14 protein-coding genes are annotated in these 15,998 nt (G+C 68.8%); 7 read left to right on the forward strand and 7 right to left on the reverse strand.

What is annotated here, in order from left to right; genetic code table 11:
* Positions 1 to 69: 69 nt before the first annotated feature.
* The gene (locus MFF58_RS03960; protein WP_238285504.1) at positions 70 to 708 is read left to right on the forward strand and encodes a hypothetical protein; all 639 of its coding nucleotides are present in this window, start codon (positions 70 to 72) and stop codon (positions 706 to 708) included.
* Positions 709 to 720: 12 nt separating this feature from the next.
* On the opposite strand, the gene MFF58_RS03965 is transcribed toward MFF58_RS03960, so the two are convergent.
* Positions 721 to 1,299, reverse strand: coding sequence for a polysaccharide biosynthesis/export family protein (locus MFF58_RS03965; RefSeq protein WP_238285705.1), 579 nt, complete (start codon positions 1,297 to 1,299; stop codon positions 721 to 723).
* A 188-nt stretch (positions 1,300 to 1,487) separates the two neighbouring features.
* On the opposite strand from MFF58_RS03965, the gene MFF58_RS03970 reads away from it, so the two are divergent.
* Positions 1,488 to 3,710 (forward strand): GumC family protein, encoded by a 2,223-nt coding sequence (locus MFF58_RS03970; RefSeq protein WP_238285506.1) that lies wholly within the window; start codon positions 1,488 to 1,490, stop codon positions 3,708 to 3,710.
* Positions 3,711 to 3,714: 4 nt separating this feature from the next.
* Here the strand turns inward: MFF58_RS03970 and MFF58_RS03975 are convergent, their stop codons facing one another.
* Complete coding sequence (locus MFF58_RS03975; RefSeq protein WP_238285507.1) at positions 3,715 to 4,899, reverse strand: GNAT family N-acetyltransferase; 1,185 nt, start codon at positions 4,897 to 4,899, stop codon at positions 3,715 to 3,717.
* A gap of 248 nt (positions 4,900 to 5,147) precedes the next feature.
* On the opposite strand from MFF58_RS03975, the gene MFF58_RS03980 reads away from it, so the two are divergent.
* Positions 5,148 to 6,209, forward strand: a complete 1,062-nt coding sequence (locus tag MFF58_RS03980) for a polysaccharide deacetylase family protein (RefSeq protein WP_238285508.1) — start codon at positions 5,148 to 5,150, stop codon at positions 6,207 to 6,209.
* A 4-nt stretch (positions 6,210 to 6,213) separates the two neighbouring features.
* Here MFF58_RS03980 and MFF58_RS03985 read toward each other — a convergent pair whose 3' ends face one another.
* Together MFF58_RS03985 and MFF58_RS03990 are read right to left on the reverse strand one after the other, a co-directional pair.
* Positions 6,214 to 6,552 carry a hypothetical protein gene (locus MFF58_RS03985; RefSeq protein WP_238285706.1) on the reverse strand — a complete coding sequence of 113 codons (339 nt, stop codon included), beginning with the start codon at positions 6,550 to 6,552 and terminating at the stop codon, positions 6,214 to 6,216.
* 84 nt (positions 6,553 to 6,636) lie between these two features.
* Complete coding sequence (locus tag MFF58_RS03990) at positions 6,637 to 6,843, reverse strand: DUF2842 domain-containing protein (RefSeq protein WP_238285510.1); 207 nt, start codon at positions 6,841 to 6,843, stop codon at positions 6,637 to 6,639.
* Between the two features lie 165 nt (positions 6,844 to 7,008).
* Here MFF58_RS03990 and MFF58_RS03995 point away from each other — a divergent pair, with 165 nt between their 5' ends.
* From MFF58_RS03995 to MFF58_RS04010, 4 genes are all read left to right on the forward strand, one after another.
* A complete protein-coding gene (locus MFF58_RS03995; protein ID WP_238285707.1) occupies positions 7,009 to 8,109 on the forward strand; it encodes a COX15/CtaA family protein in 1,101 nt (366 codons plus the stop codon).
* A gap of 149 nt (positions 8,110 to 8,258) precedes the next feature.
* A complete protein-coding gene (gene trhA / locus MFF58_RS04000) occupies positions 8,259 to 8,942 on the forward strand; it encodes a PAQR family membrane homeostasis protein TrhA (RefSeq protein WP_238285511.1) in 684 nt (227 codons plus the stop codon).
* A 131-nt stretch (positions 8,943 to 9,073) separates the two neighbouring features.
* Positions 9,074 to 10,273, forward strand: coding sequence for a glycosyltransferase family 4 protein (locus tag MFF58_RS04005; protein ID WP_238285512.1), 1,200 nt, complete (start codon positions 9,074 to 9,076; stop codon positions 10,271 to 10,273).
* Between the two features lie 142 nt (positions 10,274 to 10,415).
* The gene (locus tag MFF58_RS04010) at positions 10,416 to 11,936 is read left to right on the forward strand and encodes an undecaprenyl-phosphate glucose phosphotransferase (protein ID WP_238285514.1); all 1,521 of its coding nucleotides are present in this window, start codon (positions 10,416 to 10,418) and stop codon (positions 11,934 to 11,936) included.
* A 41-nt stretch (positions 11,937 to 11,977) separates the two neighbouring features.
* Here MFF58_RS04010 and MFF58_RS04015 read toward each other — a convergent pair whose 3' ends face one another.
* The 3 genes from MFF58_RS04015 to MFF58_RS04025 form a co-directional block, all read right to left on the reverse strand.
* Positions 11,978 to 12,331, reverse strand: coding sequence for a hypothetical protein (locus tag MFF58_RS04015; RefSeq protein ID WP_238285516.1), 354 nt, complete (start codon positions 12,329 to 12,331; stop codon positions 11,978 to 11,980).
* Between the two features lie 206 nt (positions 12,332 to 12,537).
* Positions 12,538 to 15,108, reverse strand: coding sequence for a TonB-dependent receptor (locus tag MFF58_RS04020; protein WP_238285517.1), 2,571 nt, complete (start codon positions 15,106 to 15,108; stop codon positions 12,538 to 12,540).
* Positions 15,109 to 15,367: 259 nt separating this feature from the next.
* Positions 15,368 to 15,997 (reverse strand): hypothetical protein, encoded by a 630-nt coding sequence (locus tag MFF58_RS04025; RefSeq protein ID WP_238285518.1) that lies wholly within the window; start codon positions 15,995 to 15,997, stop codon positions 15,368 to 15,370.
* Between the last annotated feature and the right edge of the window lies 1 nt (position 15,998).

Consider the following 15,998-nt stretch of genomic DNA (forward strand, 5'->3'; position numbering starts at 1 on the left):
CGGAACCCACGCGCTCGCGCTGCCGTTTAAGCTGGGATGCTCGCGTCGGGCGTCGTTTCGGAGGACGACATGAGGCTTCGCACGAGCGGCACGCTGGCGATCATCGCCGGTGCGCTTCTGGTCGGAACGGCCGTGCGCACAGAGGCCGCCGAGGTGGGCTTCCTCGAGATGCTGTTCGGCGCCAAGCCAGCGGCGCAACAGTCTCCGGCGGCGGCGCCTTCCGCCTCACCGGGATTGCCCAACTACGCCTACGGGCGCCGGTCGACGCCGCGGCTCGGCGCGGCCCGCCGACGCTTCCAGACCCGCTACGCGGCGCTGCCGCTCAAGATCCGGGCGAAGGAGCCGGAAGTCAGTCCCCGGCAGATCCCGATCGACATGAGAGCGGGTGCCACTGCGGCGTTGCTGAAGGACGAGACGTTGCGCCCGGGCGACATCGTCGTCCTGCATTCCGGGGCCAAGGTCTTCACCGGCGATCCCGAGAAGCGCCATGCGTTGCGCGATTTCGAGCCGGTCCAGAACTCGCGGATGGTCAGCAAGGACACCCGCAGGGTGCTGGCCGGATTGTTCACGCCGGTCGGCAGCATGCCCGCCCAGGAAGCACGCCGGATGATGGCCCGCGCCAGCAAGGCCGCGGAGCCGGTGGCTACGCCGATTCCCGCGCAGAAGACCGCGATGCGGATCATCAACCCGTGGCAGAGCGGACAGTGAACGCCGGGCCGCTCAGAAGAAGCGCTCCTTGATGACGATCGTGTCGCCCGGGCGGACCGAGTAGGTCATCGGCACGATGCCGGAGACGAGGTTGCCGCCCGTGTCTCGGGTGAGGACCGCGTAATCGCGTGCCGCCCGGGGTCCGAACCCGGCGGCGATCGCCACAGCCGTCTCCACCGTCATGCCGTTCACGAAGGGATACTGGCCCGAGGTGGTGACTTCGCCCAGGATGTAGAACGGCCGATACGCGTCGACCTCCACCGTCACGTGCGGCTCACGGACGAACCCGGAAGCGAGCTTGGCCTCCACCGACCGGGCGGCCTGACCCGTCGTCTGCCCACCGACCTGGACGGTGCCGATCAGCGGCATCGCGATCCGGCCCGCGCCGTCGACCGCGTAGATGTTCGAGAGGTTGTCCTGACCGAATACGATGACGCGGAGCTTATCGCCGGCGGCGAGCGTATAGCGCGCGGCGATCGACCCGGTGCCGGTGGCGTCGAGCTCTCCGGTTCGGAAGGTCGGGCGCAGGCACCCGCCGAGAGCCAGGGTCGAGCCGAGTGTGAAGAGAAGAGCGCGCCGGTTCATCACCATCGCCGTCATGGATGCGGTTGCCGCATCGATTAGGCCGTTAAGGTTAACAAAACTTGATGATCGCTCCGGCCGCAGGCGGTTCTGGCAGCTAGTGTCTCCTTTAACTCTTGAGCAACCTTAACATCCACTAATGGGCGGCGGGCGCCAGTAACGGCTGCCCGGTCTGACTTCGCCGCCAGAGCGTCCGCATGTCCCGTATCCGTCAACGCTCGACCCACGCCGAGCCCGCGTCGCAGCCGCAGGCCGAAGAGGGTCTCGGCCTCGCCCAGGTGCCGCGTGTTCTGCGCCGGTCGATCGGCTGGATCGTCGGGCCGACCCTGATGGTGGCGCTGGGCGCCAGCGTGTTCGTCAACGTGGTGAGCCCGCGCTACACCGGCGAGGCGAAGCTGATCCTGGAGAGCCGGGACGCGGCATTCGCCCGCACCACGCAGGAGCGCGCCGACCAGCAGGTGCCGATCGACGAGCAGGCGGTGGCGAGCCAAGTGCAGGTCGTCATGTCCCGCGATCTGGCACGCGAGGCGATCCGCCGGCTGAAGCTCGTCGGCAATTCGGAATTCGATCCCGGCGCGGGTAGCATCGGCCCGGTGCAGCGCGTGATGATGATGCTCGGCATCGGCGCCAACCCCCTCGACCGTCCGGCCGAGGATCGGGTGCTCGACGCCTATTTCGATCACCTGCTCGTCTTCCCGGCCGGCAAGTCCCGCATCCTGACCATCGAGTTCCGCTCGAAGGACGCGAAGCTCGCCGCCGAGGGTGCCAACACCATCGCGCAGCTCTACATCGCGTCGCTCGAAGCCGATAAGGTCGACACGGCGCGCTACGCGTCCACGTGGCTCGGCGGGAACATCGACGGCCTGCGCAAGCGCGTCGCCGAAGCGGAGGCCAAGGTCGAGGCGTTCCGGGCGAAGAACGGCCTCATCGGCAGCGCCGGGGCGACGGGCCGGCCCCTGAACGGGCAACAGCTCGGCGAATTGTCGAGCCAGCTCTCCGCCGCCCGGATCCTCAAGGCAGATCTCACCGGCAAGGTGAAGGCCATCAAGGACCTCATCAAGGACGGGCGCGCCTTCGAGATTCCGGACGTCGCCAACAACGAGGTGATCCGGCGCATCGTCGAGAACCGCATCGCGGTCCGGGCCCAGCTAGCCCTGGAATCGCGCACGCTGTTGCCGGCCCATCCCCGGATCAAGGAGCTGAATGCTCAGCTCGAAGATCTCGACGCGCAGATCAAGGCCTCGGCCGAGCGCGTCGTGCGGACCATGGACAACGATTCGAAGATCGCCGGGGCGCGCGTCGAGAGCCTTCAGGCCGCCGTCGACGGTCAGCAGGACGTCGTGGTGAAGGGCAATGCCAGCGAGGTGCAGCTCCGGGCGCTGGAGCGCGAGGCGAAGGTTCAGCGCGAGCAGCTCGAATCCTACCTGTCCCGCTACCGCGAGGCGGCCGCGCGCGACGGCGAAGCCGCGACACCGGCGGATGCGCGGGTCGTCTCCCGCGCGGTCACGCCGGAGGTACCCTCGTTCCCGAAGAAGCTGCCGATCGTCGGCTTCGCGACGCTGTTGACGCTCATGCTCGCGGCCGGCGCGGTGATCGCCCGCGCCCTGCTCGCCGAAGGCGCCCGGATCGGAGCCGGACGGGGCGGTGCCTTCGACCCGGCGGACGATCGCCAGCGGCGCGAGCCGATCATGGAGCGGCCGGTCTTCGCATTCCCGGAAGCGATGCCGCCGGCCCGCTGGTCCGAGCCGGTCGCGGCGGCTGCCGTGCAGCCCCATCCGGCGGTGGCAGCGGACGCCGCCGGTTCGTTCGACCTCGCCCCGTTGGTTGAGCGGATCGTCGCGGCCCCGCGCGGCGACGCCGCGCCCGCCGGCCGCCGCGTGCTGATCGTGGAGACTGAAGATTCCCTCGCCGCTCCGGCGCTGCCCGACGCCCTCACCCGCGCCCTCGGCCGCCAGGGCAGCCTCGTCGCCGTCGACCTGAACGCGCCGGCCTCGCACGAGCCGGAGGTGGGATTCACCGACCTCGTCGCCGGCGACGCCGCGTTCCTCGACGCGATCCAGCCCGACCGGGACAGCAACCTGCACCGCATCGCCGCCGGCCTGCAGGCCGCCGCCGTGCTGTTCGATGAGCCGGATGCCCTGGCCCTGACCTTCGAGGCCATGGCGGAGGCCTACGACTGGGTCGTGTGCCGCATCCATGCCGTCCCGGGCGCCGTCGACCTCCTCGACCTCGTCGCCGGCGAGATGGATTGCGTGGTCATCGCGTCGAACGCCGCGGCCGAAGACCCGGCGCTCGCCGACCTCTACGCCATCGCCAGCGATGCGGGGGCCGGCCAGATCCTCGTGGCGCAGGACCGTCCCGTGACGGCGGCGGACGTCGCGGGCGACAAAGCCGCGGAGCTGCGCCTCAACGCGGCCTAGGACATCACGGACGGCGCAGCTTCCGCAGCCGCTGGAGGGCGGCGTAGAGGCGCGGATCCCTCTTGATGCGCCGCTTGGCGCGGGTGAAGCCCCGGCGGAGCGCCCCGTAGGCGCGGCCCGGCGGGCTCACTGGCACGAGGGTCTCCACCAAGCCGATGGTCTCGTCGCAGATGCTGGCCTTGTAGCGCGCCTCGCCGACACCGAGGTCGAAGCCCTTCCGGCACCGCGCGGTCTGGTCGTGGACGAGATGCTGCAAAAGGAGGTCGCCGGGGCTGAACCGGGAAACCTCCGGATCGGCATCGAAGGCGGTCATCATCCCGCTGAAACGGCGCTCGCTCACGGCCCCGCCGAAGGTCGCGAGAACGCGCCCGCTCTCGGCGAGGCAGAGCGCGTACATCTCGACCGCGGGATCTGGACCGGCGGTCGCCGCCCCCAGGAAGGCGCGGATGGTCGGTTCGGCATAGGGATCGGCGATGCCCATGCCGGCGAAGCGGGCCGCCTTCTGGGCGTAGAACGCCCCTAGGAACCGCGCGGCCTCCTCGGCCGACTCTGCACGCCGGAAGACGAGCGCGCCCTTCGCCTCGACGAGGCGCTTCTCCTTCGAGCGCAGCTTCTTGCGGGCATCCGCGCTGAAGACCCGGCGTACCGTCGCGTCCGGGTCCGGCCCGAGCATCAGCCCGTAGCCATCGCTGGCCTCCGGCTCGCCGGTCGCCGCCAGGGGATTGGCCGCGCCGTCCCACATCCGCGGCTGATGCGGGAGGGCGTAGAGGTCGATGCCGGCCGAACGACCGGCGCGGATCAGGGCCGCCAGGATCGCACCGTGTGGGATCGCCGCCGCGTCGCGGGTGGCGAAGAGGGGCATGTGGTAGTTCGCGTGGGTGTCGCCCACAGTCCGGGCGATCCGGAGCCCGTACGTCCGCTGCACGATCAGCGGCAGCAGGAGACGCGCCCGACCGTCCTGGTCCCGCAGGATCACCACGCAGGCCCGGTCGAAGTCACCGGTCGCGCGCAGATAGGCCATCACCCAGTCGAAACGCTGGTACGGCGTCTGGAGGCTCGCCGGATCCGCCTCGATCCGGCGCCAGACCGCCTCGGCCGCCGCCATTCCGGGAAGGACCTCGGCGACCAGCGCGCCGCTCGCTCGCGCGTCGATCATGCCCGTTCCCGATATCTGCGCGCCGACCGCCATGGTCCTGGACTCCTCCGGATCGCACGCGATCCACCGTCGAGGCCGCAACTTGGAGGTCGGCGACTGAACAGCCCGTGACCTCAACCGTCTTCGGCGCGGCACCACCGCGGCAAACCCCCGGGAAAGCTCCGGGTTGGCTAACATATCCTTCCGGAATTCCTGCCGCCGTCCGGCGCCCTTCGAGTTTCTTTAACCCGCCGCGCGCAGGCTGCGCCGATCCGGGTCCGAGGCCCGATCGGTTCAGGACCATGCTGTCGTCGCGCACCAAGCATCGGGTCTTCGCGTCCGGATTCCGCGCCATCCAGGCTCTCCGCGCGGATCGCTGGCTGGCGCCGGCGGCGCGCGGTCTCGGCGTGATCCTCACCTTCCACCATGTCAGCCCGCAGCCTGCGCCGGCTTTCGCGCCGAACCGGCTGCTCGGCATCACCCCCGACTTCCTCGACCTGACGCTGCGCGAGCTCGACGCCCGCGGCTTCGAGGTGATCGGCCTCGACGCGGTGCCGGAGCGCCTCGCTCAGGGCGATTATGCGCCGCCCTTCGCGGTGCTGACCTTCGATGACGGGTACCGCGACAACGTCGAGCACGCGCGGCCGGTCCTGAGGCGCCACGGGGCCCCCTGGACCCTGTTCGTCACCAGCGCCTTCGCGGACCAGACCGGCCGCCTCTGGTGGATCGAACTCGAGCGTGCCATCGCGCGTCTCGACCGGGTGCGTATCGCCATCGGGTCGCGCAGCCTCGATCTGCCTGCGCGCAGCCCGCAGGAGAAGGCGATCGCCTTCGACGCCGTCTACCGCGACCTGCGCGGCGGCGGCGAGGCCGAGCTTCTCGGCGGTATCGCCGACCTCTGCCGTCAGGCCGGCTTCGCGCCCGGTCAGATCGCCTCCGAACTGTGCCTGTCCTGGTCGGAGCTGCGCGATCTCGCCCGCGATCCTGCCGTGACGCTCGGCGCCCACACGGTCAGCCATCCGATGCTGGCCAAGCACGACGCGGCGGTGGCAGCCCGCGAGATCGCGTCGGGCCGCGCGCGCATCGAGGCGGAACTGGGTCGTCCGGTCCGCCACCTGTCCTATCCGGTGGGCGACCCGGGCTCGGCGGGGCCGAGGGAGTTCGCGCTGGCCCGCGACATGGATTTCGCCACCGCGGTGACCACCCGGCCCGGCCACCTCTTCGCCGAGCATGTGGGCCACCTGCACGCGTTGCCGCGGGTGTCGGTGAACGGATGCCACCAGTCGCGCGCGGCGCTGGCCGGTCTGCTCTCCGGCGTGCCGTTCCTGGCGTGGAACCGGGGCCGACGCCTCAACGTCGCCTGACGCGTCAGCGCCGCCGACGGTGACGGTATCCAGTGGAGAACGACGCGTATTGCCGGCCGCGGCTCGACCGATAGCGCCGCCGCCGGCCCGTACTGACTTCGGCCGTCTCGTCGACCTGCGGGATCGGCTCCGCCATGGCGGCTGCCGGGGCTGAAGCGATGTCGGCCGACGCGTAGCCGCCCGCCACGTTCTTGGCCGCGGGTCCGAACATCGCGAGGCACTGATTGTAGGCGAGGTCGTTCTTCAGCCTCTCGCACTCGCCGATCGAGCGGGGCGTTCCCTGCGCCAGGGCCGGCAACGGGGCCAGCAGCGCGACGAAGGCGACCAGGGGCGTCAGGCGCATGAGCGAAGGATACACGGAGGCTCGATCTCGGCGGCGGGCTCGCCGGCTTGTGGCGCCGGAGTGCGGCGAAATCGAGGGTCCGCGTCAGGGGTCCGCCCGTTCCATCCAGCGGATCAGCGGCATCAGCGGGAAGATCCAGACGATCCCGAGGATCGAGTAGAGCACCGCCTGAACCACCGCGGGCGTCTCGGAGATGCGGCTGTCGGCCAGCGCCATGGCGAGCGGCCCGTAGACGCACACGAAGGCCAGGATCGTGAGGGTGCCGATCAGGGTACGGGTGCGGCGGCGCATGGAGGATCCCGGGGACGCTGAGGGCCGACCGCTATCGCCCCTCTTTCGACTTGGCAACGCGCGCATGGCCGCGGGCTGCGGCGCCGCCGACGTTGCTGGCGCGGCGCGCATCCCCTAACCCGGTCGCACCGGCCGGCTGTCCCGGCCGATGCGGAAGGGATGCGGATGGTCATCGGCGGCGCGGGCGACCGGCAATCGTGGGTGCGGACCTGGCTCTACGTGGTCGCGGCCCTGGTGGTCGCCATGGTGGCGGTCGGCGGCGCAACGCGGCTCACCGGATCCGGCTTGTCTATCACGGAGTGGCGTCCGGTCACGGGTGCCCTGCCCCCGCTCTCCGAGGCTGATTGGGCCGCCGAGTTCGCCAAGTACAAGGACACGCCCCAGTACGCCATCCTGAACCAGGGCATGGGATTGTCCGCGTTCAAGGTCCTGTACGGCTGGGAATGGGGACATCGCCTCCTCGGCCGGATCATCGGCCTCGTCTTCTTCCTGCCGCTCATCCTGTTCTGGTGGCAGGGGCAGATCTCTCGTCGTCTCGGGCTCGGGCTCCTCGGGCTCGGCCTGCTCGGCGGCCTGCAGGGCGCCATCGGCTGGATCATGGTGGCCTCCGGCCTTCAACCCGGCATGACCGCGGTGGCACCGATCAAGCTGGCCCTGCACCTCACCACCGCCAGCCTGATCCTGGCCGGCCTGGTCTGGCTGGCGGCGGGCGAGCGCGGCGGCGTCTCCGCTGCGGCTCCGGCACGCCTGCGCGTCACGGCATCGGTTCTGCCGATCCTCGTTCTCGTTCAGATCTTTCTCGGCGGTCTCGTCGCCGGATCCCATGCGGGTCTCGTCTACAACACGTGGCCGACGATGAACGGATATCTCGTGCCGCCGGCCGAGGCGCTGTTCGCGATCCGCCCATGGATCGAGAACTTCGTGGACAACCACACCCTCGTCCAGTTCGACCACCGGGTGGCCGCCTATCTGGTGATCGTCGTGGCGCTGCTGCACGCCATCGACGCGCGGCTCACCGGCTCCCGTGGGACGGCCGGACGGGCGGGCGGCGTGGCGTTTCTCGTCCTCCTGCAGGTCGTCCTGGGCATCACGACGCTCCTGCTCGGCGTGCCCCTCTGGGCCGCCCTCGCCCATCAGGTTCTCGCGATGGCTGTGCTGACGATGGCCACCGTCCATGCGCGACTGAGCCGCGGGACCGGCCGCCTAAAGCCGGTCGCCGCGGCAGTGCCCTTCGGCTTCGAGGGGCTGGCCGTACAGGGCACCTAGGCGTTTTGGCGCTGCATCAAGGTTGTGGCAGTGCAGGAATCCCGTGCCGACCACCTAGAAACTTTGGGATAACTCCGCTCAGCACTCTCCACGTGGAACGATCAAGACATCTCAAGCTTTAAGCTGCACGCGTTGCAGGAGGCTTCAAGATGTCTCTCGCGGAGGATGGTCGACCGATCTCCCTGACCTGGCATTACACGCCCCGGGAGATCATGGCGGATGGCGTGATCCACGGTCTCGGGGTCGTGCTGGGCCTCGCCGGTGCGGTCGCGCTCGTCACGACGGCGGCGACGGCACATCTCGGGCCGGGCGAGCGGGCGGCGGTGGTGGTCTACGCCACGGCGCTGGTCCTGATGCTCGGCGTATCCGCTCTGTACAACCTGTACCCGGTCAGCCCGCGCAAATGGCTGCTGCGGCGGGCCGACCACGCCCTCATCTATCTGATGATCGCGGGGACCTACACGCCGCTCGTCGCCCTGGTGGGTTCCGGAAGCCGTGCCTACGGCCTACTCGCCGTGATCTGGGCGGTGGCCTTGGTCGGGATCGCCGTGAAGCTGTTCCTTCCAGGACGCTTCGACCGCCTCTCGATCGTCCTCTACCTGATGCTCGGCTGGAGCGGCCTCTTCGCGTACGAGTCCGTCATCGCCACCCTGCAGCCGACTGCCCTCTGGCTCCTCGCCATCGGCGGGGGGCTCTACTCGATCGGCGTCCTGTTCCACGTCTGGCGGACGCTGCCGTTCCAGAACGCCATCTGGCACGGCTTCGTCCTCGCCGCCACGGCGTGCCACTACGGAACCATTTGGGCCAGCCTTAACGGATTGACGACGACATAAGACGGATTTGATCGATTCGAATTCCAGTTACCGTCTTGATCAAAAGGTCGGGCCGGTACGATTGATTTTAAGTTCCCCGCGACGGTCGCTGCGTCAAGACTTTCGGGACTGATCTTCCCGGGAGCGATACCGTGATCGCCAAGACAAACGATACCCGAAATATTCATCGTTACCGAATTCTTCACGTCTTCCGCGCGCCTGTCGGCGGATTGTTTCGCCATGTCATGGATCTAGCCCGCCTCCAGGCCGCGGCCGGGCATGCCGTCGGCATTGTCTGCGACTCCACCACCGGCGGCGAACGCGGCGAGCGGGCCCTGGCGGACCTGATGCCGTATCTGGAACTCGGCCTCATCCGGATCCCCATGCGCCGCAACCCGCATGCCTCCGACTGGTCATGCCTGCGCGCCGTCAGCAAGCGCGCCGCGACGGTGGGCGCCGAGGTCATCCACGGTCACGGGGCGAAGGGCGGCGCCTATGCGCGCCTCGCGTCGGCGGCCTCCGCGATCCGCGCCTATACCCCGCACGGTGGCAGCTACAATTATCGCCCCGGCAGTCCGATCCACCGCCTCTACATGGCCGCGGAGGCCGTGCTCGCCCGCCGCACCGACGCCTTCCTGTTCGAGAGCGAGTACGTCGCCGGACGCCACCAATCGTTCGTGGGTGGACCCGAGCGCGTGACGCGCATCGTGCACAACGGCATCGCCGAGGCGGAGTTCGCGCCGGTCGAGCGCGTCGAGGATCCCTTCGATCTCTTGTATGTCGGCGAACTGCGCGAAGCGAAGGGCCTCCCCTACCTGCTCGAAGCCCTGGTGCGCCTGCGCGCCGAAGGTCGGACGCTGCGCCTGCTGATGGTGGGTTCGGGACCGGACGCGGAGATCCTGCGGCAGACCGTCGAGCGGATGGGACTGGCGGATGCGGTGGCCTTCGAGCCTCCACAGGCGATCCGGTCGGTGCTTGCCCGCGGGCGGATCCTGGTGGTCCCCTCGCTGGCGGAGTCGCTGCCCTACGTGGTGCTGGAAGCCGCGGCCGCGGCGCAGCCCCTCGTGGCGACGCGGGTTGGCGGCATACCAGAGATCTTCGGTCCGGCCGCCGGCGATCTCGTACCCGCCCGGGAGCCGGAAGCCTTGGCGGAAGGCATCCGGCGTGTCCTGGACGATGCGCCTGACGTACTCTCGGCCCGGGTCCACGCCCTCAGCGCGTCGATCCGACAGCGCTTCTCGCTGGAGCGAATGGGCAGCGAGGTTATCGCCGGTTACGCCTCGGCCTTCCAGGCCCGACAGCTCCCCCGCACCGTCGAAGCGCCCGGGATCGCAGGGCCGCGCACCGCCTGAGCGGGTCCACGGAAACGTGAAGTCTGGGAAGCGCGGCGGCGACCGTTATGGCCGCAGCCGTCCCGCTTTTAATTCTTCCGACAACGCCCTGTGCCACTCTGCGGACGAGAGAGCCGCCGGTTGACGCGGAAGAGGCCGATCGATGAGCGCGTTCGACATCCGCGATCTCCTGGAAGCGGCCGGGCCGTCCGAGGCCCGGCTGAGCGCCGTGCGCCCCGAGGCGGTGCCGCTTGCCGAAACGACGGTGTCCGGTCCGACAGCGATCTCGCCGGTGGTGGTGGCCGGGCTGGTGCGGGCGCTCGAAAGCGCCCTGATCTTCAGCCTCGGCTCCCTGCTGCACCTGATGATGCTGCGCGGCCGTGTACCCTTCGGACTGACCTACGCCGGCGCGATCGGGCTCATCACCGTGATCACGGTCGCGCTGATCCAGGCGGCCGGCGGCTACCGGATCGGCGCCTTCCGCGCCTATTTTAAGACCGCCCTCCGGCTGATCGCCGCGTGGTCGATGACCTTCCTGATGGTCGCCACCGGCTTGGTTCTCGCCAAGGTGGCCGATCATTACTCGCGCCTGTGGCTCGCCGCGTTCTTCGCGGCCGGGCTCGCCGCCTTGATGATCGGGCGCTTCGTGCTGTTCGCGGTCATCGACAGGCAGACTCGGGCGGGCCGCTTCGACCGCCGTACGGCCATCGTGGGGGGCGGGAAGCCCGCCGAGGACCTGATCGCTGCCCTGGAGACCCAGAGCGACAGCGGCATCCGCATCGTTGGCGTCTTCGACGACCGGAACACCGACCGGTCATCGGACGTGATCGGCGGCCACCCCAAGCTCGGCAACGTCGACGACCTCGTCGCCTATGCCCGGCACGCCCGCCTGGACCTGATCGTCTTCACCATCCCGATCACCGCCGAGGCGCGCATCCTCCAGATGCTGGCCAAGCTCTGGGTGCTGCCGATCGACATCCGCCTGTCGGCCCATGCCGCCAAGCTGCGCCTGCGCCCGCGCAGCTACTCGTATCTCGGTTCGGTCCCCGTGCTCGACGTGTTCGACAAGCCGATCGCCGACTGGGACGTGGTGGTAAAGGCGCTGTTTGATCGCTGCGTCGGGCTGATGATGCTGGTTGCCCTGTCGCCGCTCATGCTGGCCATCGCCCTGGCGGTGCGGCTCACCTCGCGGGGCCCCGTTCTGTTCCGGCAGAAACGCCACGGCTTCAACAACGAGTTGATCGAGGTCTACAAGTTCCGCTCGATGTACGTGGACCAGTGCGATGCCGGGGCCGCCAGAATGGTGACCCGGGGCGATCCGCGGGTCACGCCGGTGGGCCGCTTCATCCGCAAGACCTCGCTGGACGAGCTCCCGCAGCTGTTCAACGTCCTCAAGGGCAACCTGTCGCTGGTCGGCCCGCGGCCGCACGCCCTTCAGGCGAAGGCCGCCAACACCCTCTACGATCAGGTCGTCGACGGTTACTTCGCCCGCCACAAGGTCAAGCCCGGCATCACCGGCTGGGCGCAGGTCAATGGTTGGCGCGGCGAGACCGACACGTCCGAGAAGCTGCAGCGGCGCGTGGAGCACGACCTGTACTATATTGAAAACTGGTCTGTGCTGCTCGACCTTCAGATCCTGTTGACCACGCCGTTCGCGCTGATGAAGACCGAGAACGCGTATTGATCGTCGGCGGCCGGCAGAGCGCCGGCCGCGCGGTCAAGGAACTACGGCAGCGCGCCGGCCTTCTCCTTGGCCTTCATGATGGTGTCGCGGCAGCCCTGGGCGTCACCGGACTTGTCCTGCTGCCGCGCCTGGGCCACCAGCTTCTTGGCTTCCTCCACACCCGAGGCCGTCGGCTTCACGTCGGCGTCCGACTTGGTCAGCGCCGGCGGCTTGTCGAGCGCCTTCGGCGAGTTCGACGAGGTCGGGCCGCCCGGGGGCGTGGTGCCGGTCACGGACGCGGCGCCGGCACTGTCGAGCCGCCGCTGCAGCGTGTCCACCTCGTCGGAGCACGGGGTCGCCAGGGCCGGCGTGGCTGCGGCAAGGGCCAGGGCTGCAACGGCAATTCGGAACATCATCGAGGCGTTTCTCCAGGGTGTCGGGTGGCGCGAGCCGGATCACGACAAGCGGGACCGCGCGGCTCTGCACAGAGCGACTACCGGAAAGACGCCGGGCGCCCGTCGCCGTTCCCGAGACAGGAGGCCGCACCGGCGCCGAAACGCCGCGGGCGCCCCGCCGCGGCCCGAAGGCCGCGGGAGGCGCCCGCATCGCGACCCCGTCGGGATCAGTACTTCCGGATGATCGGCTCCGGCGACATCGGCACCGGATCGGCCCCGAAGGCGTAGCGGACACCGGCATAGACCGAGAAGGGCTGCGCCAGGGTCGTGGTCCGCGGATCGCTGATCCGCAGGTTGCCGGCGACCGGGCCGGGCTCCGCGAAGGTGCCGAACGTCGCGTACCGGTTGTTGGTCAGGTTGGTGATGAGGCCGAAGATCTCGAGATTCTTCGTCACCTGATACTTCGTCTGCAGATTCAGCGTGTAGTAGGCCGGCAGCTTGCGGTTCAGGTTCGACTCGTCGCCGCGGAAGTAGGAGGACGAGAAGGCTTGCAGGTAGAGGCCGAACTGCCAGGCCGGCGTCACGGAGTAGTCGAAGCCGGCCTTGAACTGGTGGGTCGGCACCAGCGGCACGATGTTGCCCTTGCGCAATTCGATCGCGCCGTCATCCGCCAATGGGTTGTTCGGCGACGACAGGGTGCCGTTGAACTGGAAGGTCGCATCCACGAGGGCGTAGTTCGCGTAGACCCGCAGGTAATCGGCCGTGTACTCCCCACCGACCTCGATGCCCTGCCTCTGCGTCGCCGGCACGTTGACGAAGTACGCGCGGGCCGTGTTGCCGGGGGTGGCCAGCGACAGGATGTCGTTGCTCAGGTCGGTGCGGAAGGCGCCGATCTTGTAGGTGATGATCCCGCCGTCATAGGTATCGGGCAGCTGGCCGCGGAAGCCGACCTCGTAGGTCCGCCCGGTCACCTGTTTCAGCGGCGGATCGGCCACCAGGGAGTTCGGCAGGAGGCACGGCCGGTCCGGGTTGGCACAGGCCAGTTCCAGAGGGGTCGGGGCGCGGTTCGACTCCGAGTAGCTGCCGTAGAGGTTCAGCGCGTCGAAGAAGCGGTAGGTCAGGCCCGCCACCGGGTTGATCTTGTTGAAGTAGTGCGTCCCGGTCACGTCCGGCGAGAAGCCGGTGAGATCCTCGCTCTGGATGCGCGCGAAGTTGAGGCGCGCACCCGCCGTCAGCGACAGCCGATCCGTCACGTCCAGCGTGTCGAGGGTGTAGAGACCCATGTAGAGGTTCGAGCCGTTGACCGAGCTCGGGGCGATGCCGAGGGCTCCCGCGGTCCGAAGCTGCGGCGTGCCGAGGCCCGGGATGTTGCCGTAGTAGAGGTTGTTCGGATTGGTGGTGATCGACAAGTCGGGATTGATGACCCCCAGGGTGCTGGACGACTTGAACGAGTAATTCGCCGCGTCGATGCTGCCGCCGACGACGAAGCTGTTGGGCAGGCCGAACACGCGGTCGCGGTTCGAGGCCTGGAGCGAGCCACCGAAGCCGGTCGCCTGGGTCTGGGTCGTGTCCAGCGTGCCGTACGGGATGTTCGCCCGGAACGGGACGCGCTGGTTCTGCTGGCCCAGGATCAGGAACTGGTTGCGGAATGCGAGCTGCGACTGGCCGGCAGCCGGGCTGAACCCGTCATCCTCGAAGCAGAGGTTGCCGCGGAAGCTGGACCGGGTGCTGCAATTCTCGAAGTTGCCGTCGTTGCCGTCGATGTAGGTCTGGCTGAAGCGGCGGAAATACGCGTTGCCGGCGAGATCCCACGTCGGCGAGACGTCGACGCGGCCGGTGAGCTGCAGGGTGCCGACCTCGGTGGCGGTGGTCTGCGGGTAGGTGAAGATCGCCCGCGGGTCGCGGTGGGTGAAGTCCACCGGCGCCGCCGCGGCGGCGCCGAAGAAGCTGCGGGCCGCGAGGCCGATCAGGTGGAACTCCGAATCCTGCGAGCGGTAGCCGATATCGCCGTAGAGGCGGCCGATCGTGCTCGGGCTCTCGTAGCGCCACCCGCGGTCGTTGAGCCCGTCCCCCGTAAAGTACACGCTCCAATTGTCGACGACCTTGCCGTATTGCAGGTAGCCGGCGGTCCGGGCGTCCGAGCCGCCCCAGGCGGCGATCTCGGTGCCCTGCCAGGTGAAACCGTTCTTCATCTGGATGTTGACCGCGCCGCCCAGCGCATTGAGGCCGAAGACCGGGTTGCCGGTGACCACGTCGATCCGCTGGATCGCCTGCTGCGGGATCAGGTCGAAATTGACGACGTCGCCGAAGGCCTCGTTGATGCGCACGCCGTTCTGGTAGACGGCCAGCCCCTGCGGCACGCCCTGCACCGGCGAGGCCGTGAAGCCGCGATAGGTGACGTCGACGCGGTTGCTGTTGCCTTGCGAGTCCGAGATGTTGAGGCCGGGGGTGCGGCGGGCCAGCGTGGTGACGAGATTGTTGTTGGCCTGATCGATCGCGAGGTCGCTCGCGGTGACCGATTCAACCGTGCTGGGGATCTTGTAGAGGGGCTGCTCGCTGCCGCGCAGGCGGGTCAGGCCGGTGGGCGGCACGGATCCCAGGGGCGGGACCGGGCCGGGACCGTTGAACGTCTGCGCCTGGCTCGAGGTACCGCCGCCCGAACCGACCGGCGACGTGGAGACGACGCTGATCTCGCCGAGCGTCACCGATTGTTGAGCCTGCACGGCGCCGGACAGGACCGTTCCGGCGAGGACCGATGCGGACGCGACCAAGCTGCTCCGCAACGCGCGAAGTGACATTCCCAACCCCCGTGACCCGATACCCATGCTCGGTAATGCCGAGCTTGTGATCACTCATGGCCGGTGATGGGAAAGCACACAATCGGCCGTGAACCACGACCGCACTGTTTCCGCCGCATTTACCGCATCGAACGGTCGATCACGGTGCGACGTGATCAAACCGCAACAGTTTCGCTAGCACTTTCAGTCACTTAGGGACGGATCGGCAATCGCCTTGGGAGAATGTGGCAATCGCAGCGACCGCCGCAGCGCTGGACGGTCAGAGCTTGGACTGAATCATCCGGGCGAGTTCGCCGAGGCGCTGCTCCAGCAGCTGCGGCACCTCGCAGACGTAGGTGAGCGACTGGCTGCGCTCTTGGAAGATGCGCCGGTCCCAGGCGAACTTCGTCTCGAGCTCGGATTGGTCCTTGGGCAGTTCGGTGGCGTCCGAGGCGCTCGGAGCATCCTTGACCTGGCTGATCTTGTCGGCCTCGTCGCGGATCCGCTCCGCCATCCGGCGTTGACCCTGCGCGTAGCGGCCGATGCCGCTCATCACCTTGTCGCGCTCGCCGTTAAGCACCTCGAAGACGCCCGCGTAGACGCGGGTCAGCGCCTTGTCCTTGGCGTCCTTGTCGGTCCCGAGCTTGCTCACGAACGCGTCGAGGAGCGGTCCGACCTCCGACAGATCTGTGCGCCGGGAGGCGATCTTCTGCGCCAGCACCGCGGCGTCGTTGTCGCTGCCCCAGTCGCCGGCCGCTGCGATGTCGGGTCCGGTCCAGAACTGGCCAGGGCTCAGAGAGGCGACCTTGCGCTGGACACAGGGCCAGTCCGGATCCTGCCGGGGCTGCGCCAGGGCCGGCGGGACCAGGGAAACGAGGCCGAGGAGGCCGAAGAGGGCGGAACGATTCATC

Source organism: Methylobacterium longum, from assembly GCF_022179385.1.
Lineage (GTDB): Bacteria > Pseudomonadota > Alphaproteobacteria > Rhizobiales > Beijerinckiaceae > Methylobacterium > Methylobacterium longum.

Bases quoted from the DNA above. Each gene is read 5' to 3' on its own strand.
- MFF58_RS03965 (WP_238285705.1), bottom strand. From the start codon at position 1,299: ATGGTGATGAACCGGCGCGCTCTTCTCTTCACACTCGGCTCGACCCTG.
- MFF58_RS03995 (WP_238285707.1), top strand. From the start codon at position 7,009: ATGGTCATCGGCGGCGCGGGCGACCGGCAATCGTGGGTGCGGACCTGG.
- MFF58_RS04015 (WP_238285516.1), bottom strand. From the start codon at position 12,331: ATGATGTTCCGAATTGCCGTTGCAGCCCTGGCCCTTGCCGCAGCCACG.
- MFF58_RS03975 (WP_238285507.1), bottom strand. From the start codon at position 4,899: ATGGCGGTCGGCGCGCAGATATCGGGAACGGGCATGATCGACGCGCGA.
- MFF58_RS03970 (WP_238285506.1), top strand. From the start codon at position 1,488: ATGTCCCGTATCCGTCAACGCTCGACCCACGCCGAGCCCGCGTCGCAG.
- MFF58_RS04010 (WP_238285514.1), top strand. From the start codon at position 10,416: ATGAGCGCGTTCGACATCCGCGATCTCCTGGAAGCGGCCGGGCCGTCC.
- MFF58_RS03980 (WP_238285508.1), top strand. From the start codon at position 5,148: ATGCTGTCGTCGCGCACCAAGCATCGGGTCTTCGCGTCCGGATTCCGC.
- trhA (WP_238285511.1), top strand. From the start codon at position 8,259: ATGTCTCTCGCGGAGGATGGTCGACCGATCTCCCTGACCTGGCATTAC.
- MFF58_RS03985 (WP_238285706.1), bottom strand. From the start codon at position 6,552: ATGCGCCTGACGCCCCTGGTCGCCTTCGTCGCGCTGCTGGCCCCGTTG.
- MFF58_RS04025 (WP_238285518.1), bottom strand. From the start codon at position 15,997: ATGAATCGTTCCGCCCTCTTCGGCCTCCTCGGCCTCGTTTCCCTGGTC.
- MFF58_RS04020 (WP_238285517.1), bottom strand. From the start codon at position 15,108: ATGTCACTTCGCGCGTTGCGGAGCAGCTTGGTCGCGTCCGCATCGGTC.
- MFF58_RS03960 (WP_238285504.1), top strand. From the start codon at position 70: ATGAGGCTTCGCACGAGCGGCACGCTGGCGATCATCGCCGGTGCGCTT.
- MFF58_RS03990 (WP_238285510.1), bottom strand. From the start codon at position 6,843: ATGCGCCGCCGCACCCGTACCCTGATCGGCACCCTCACGATCCTGGCC.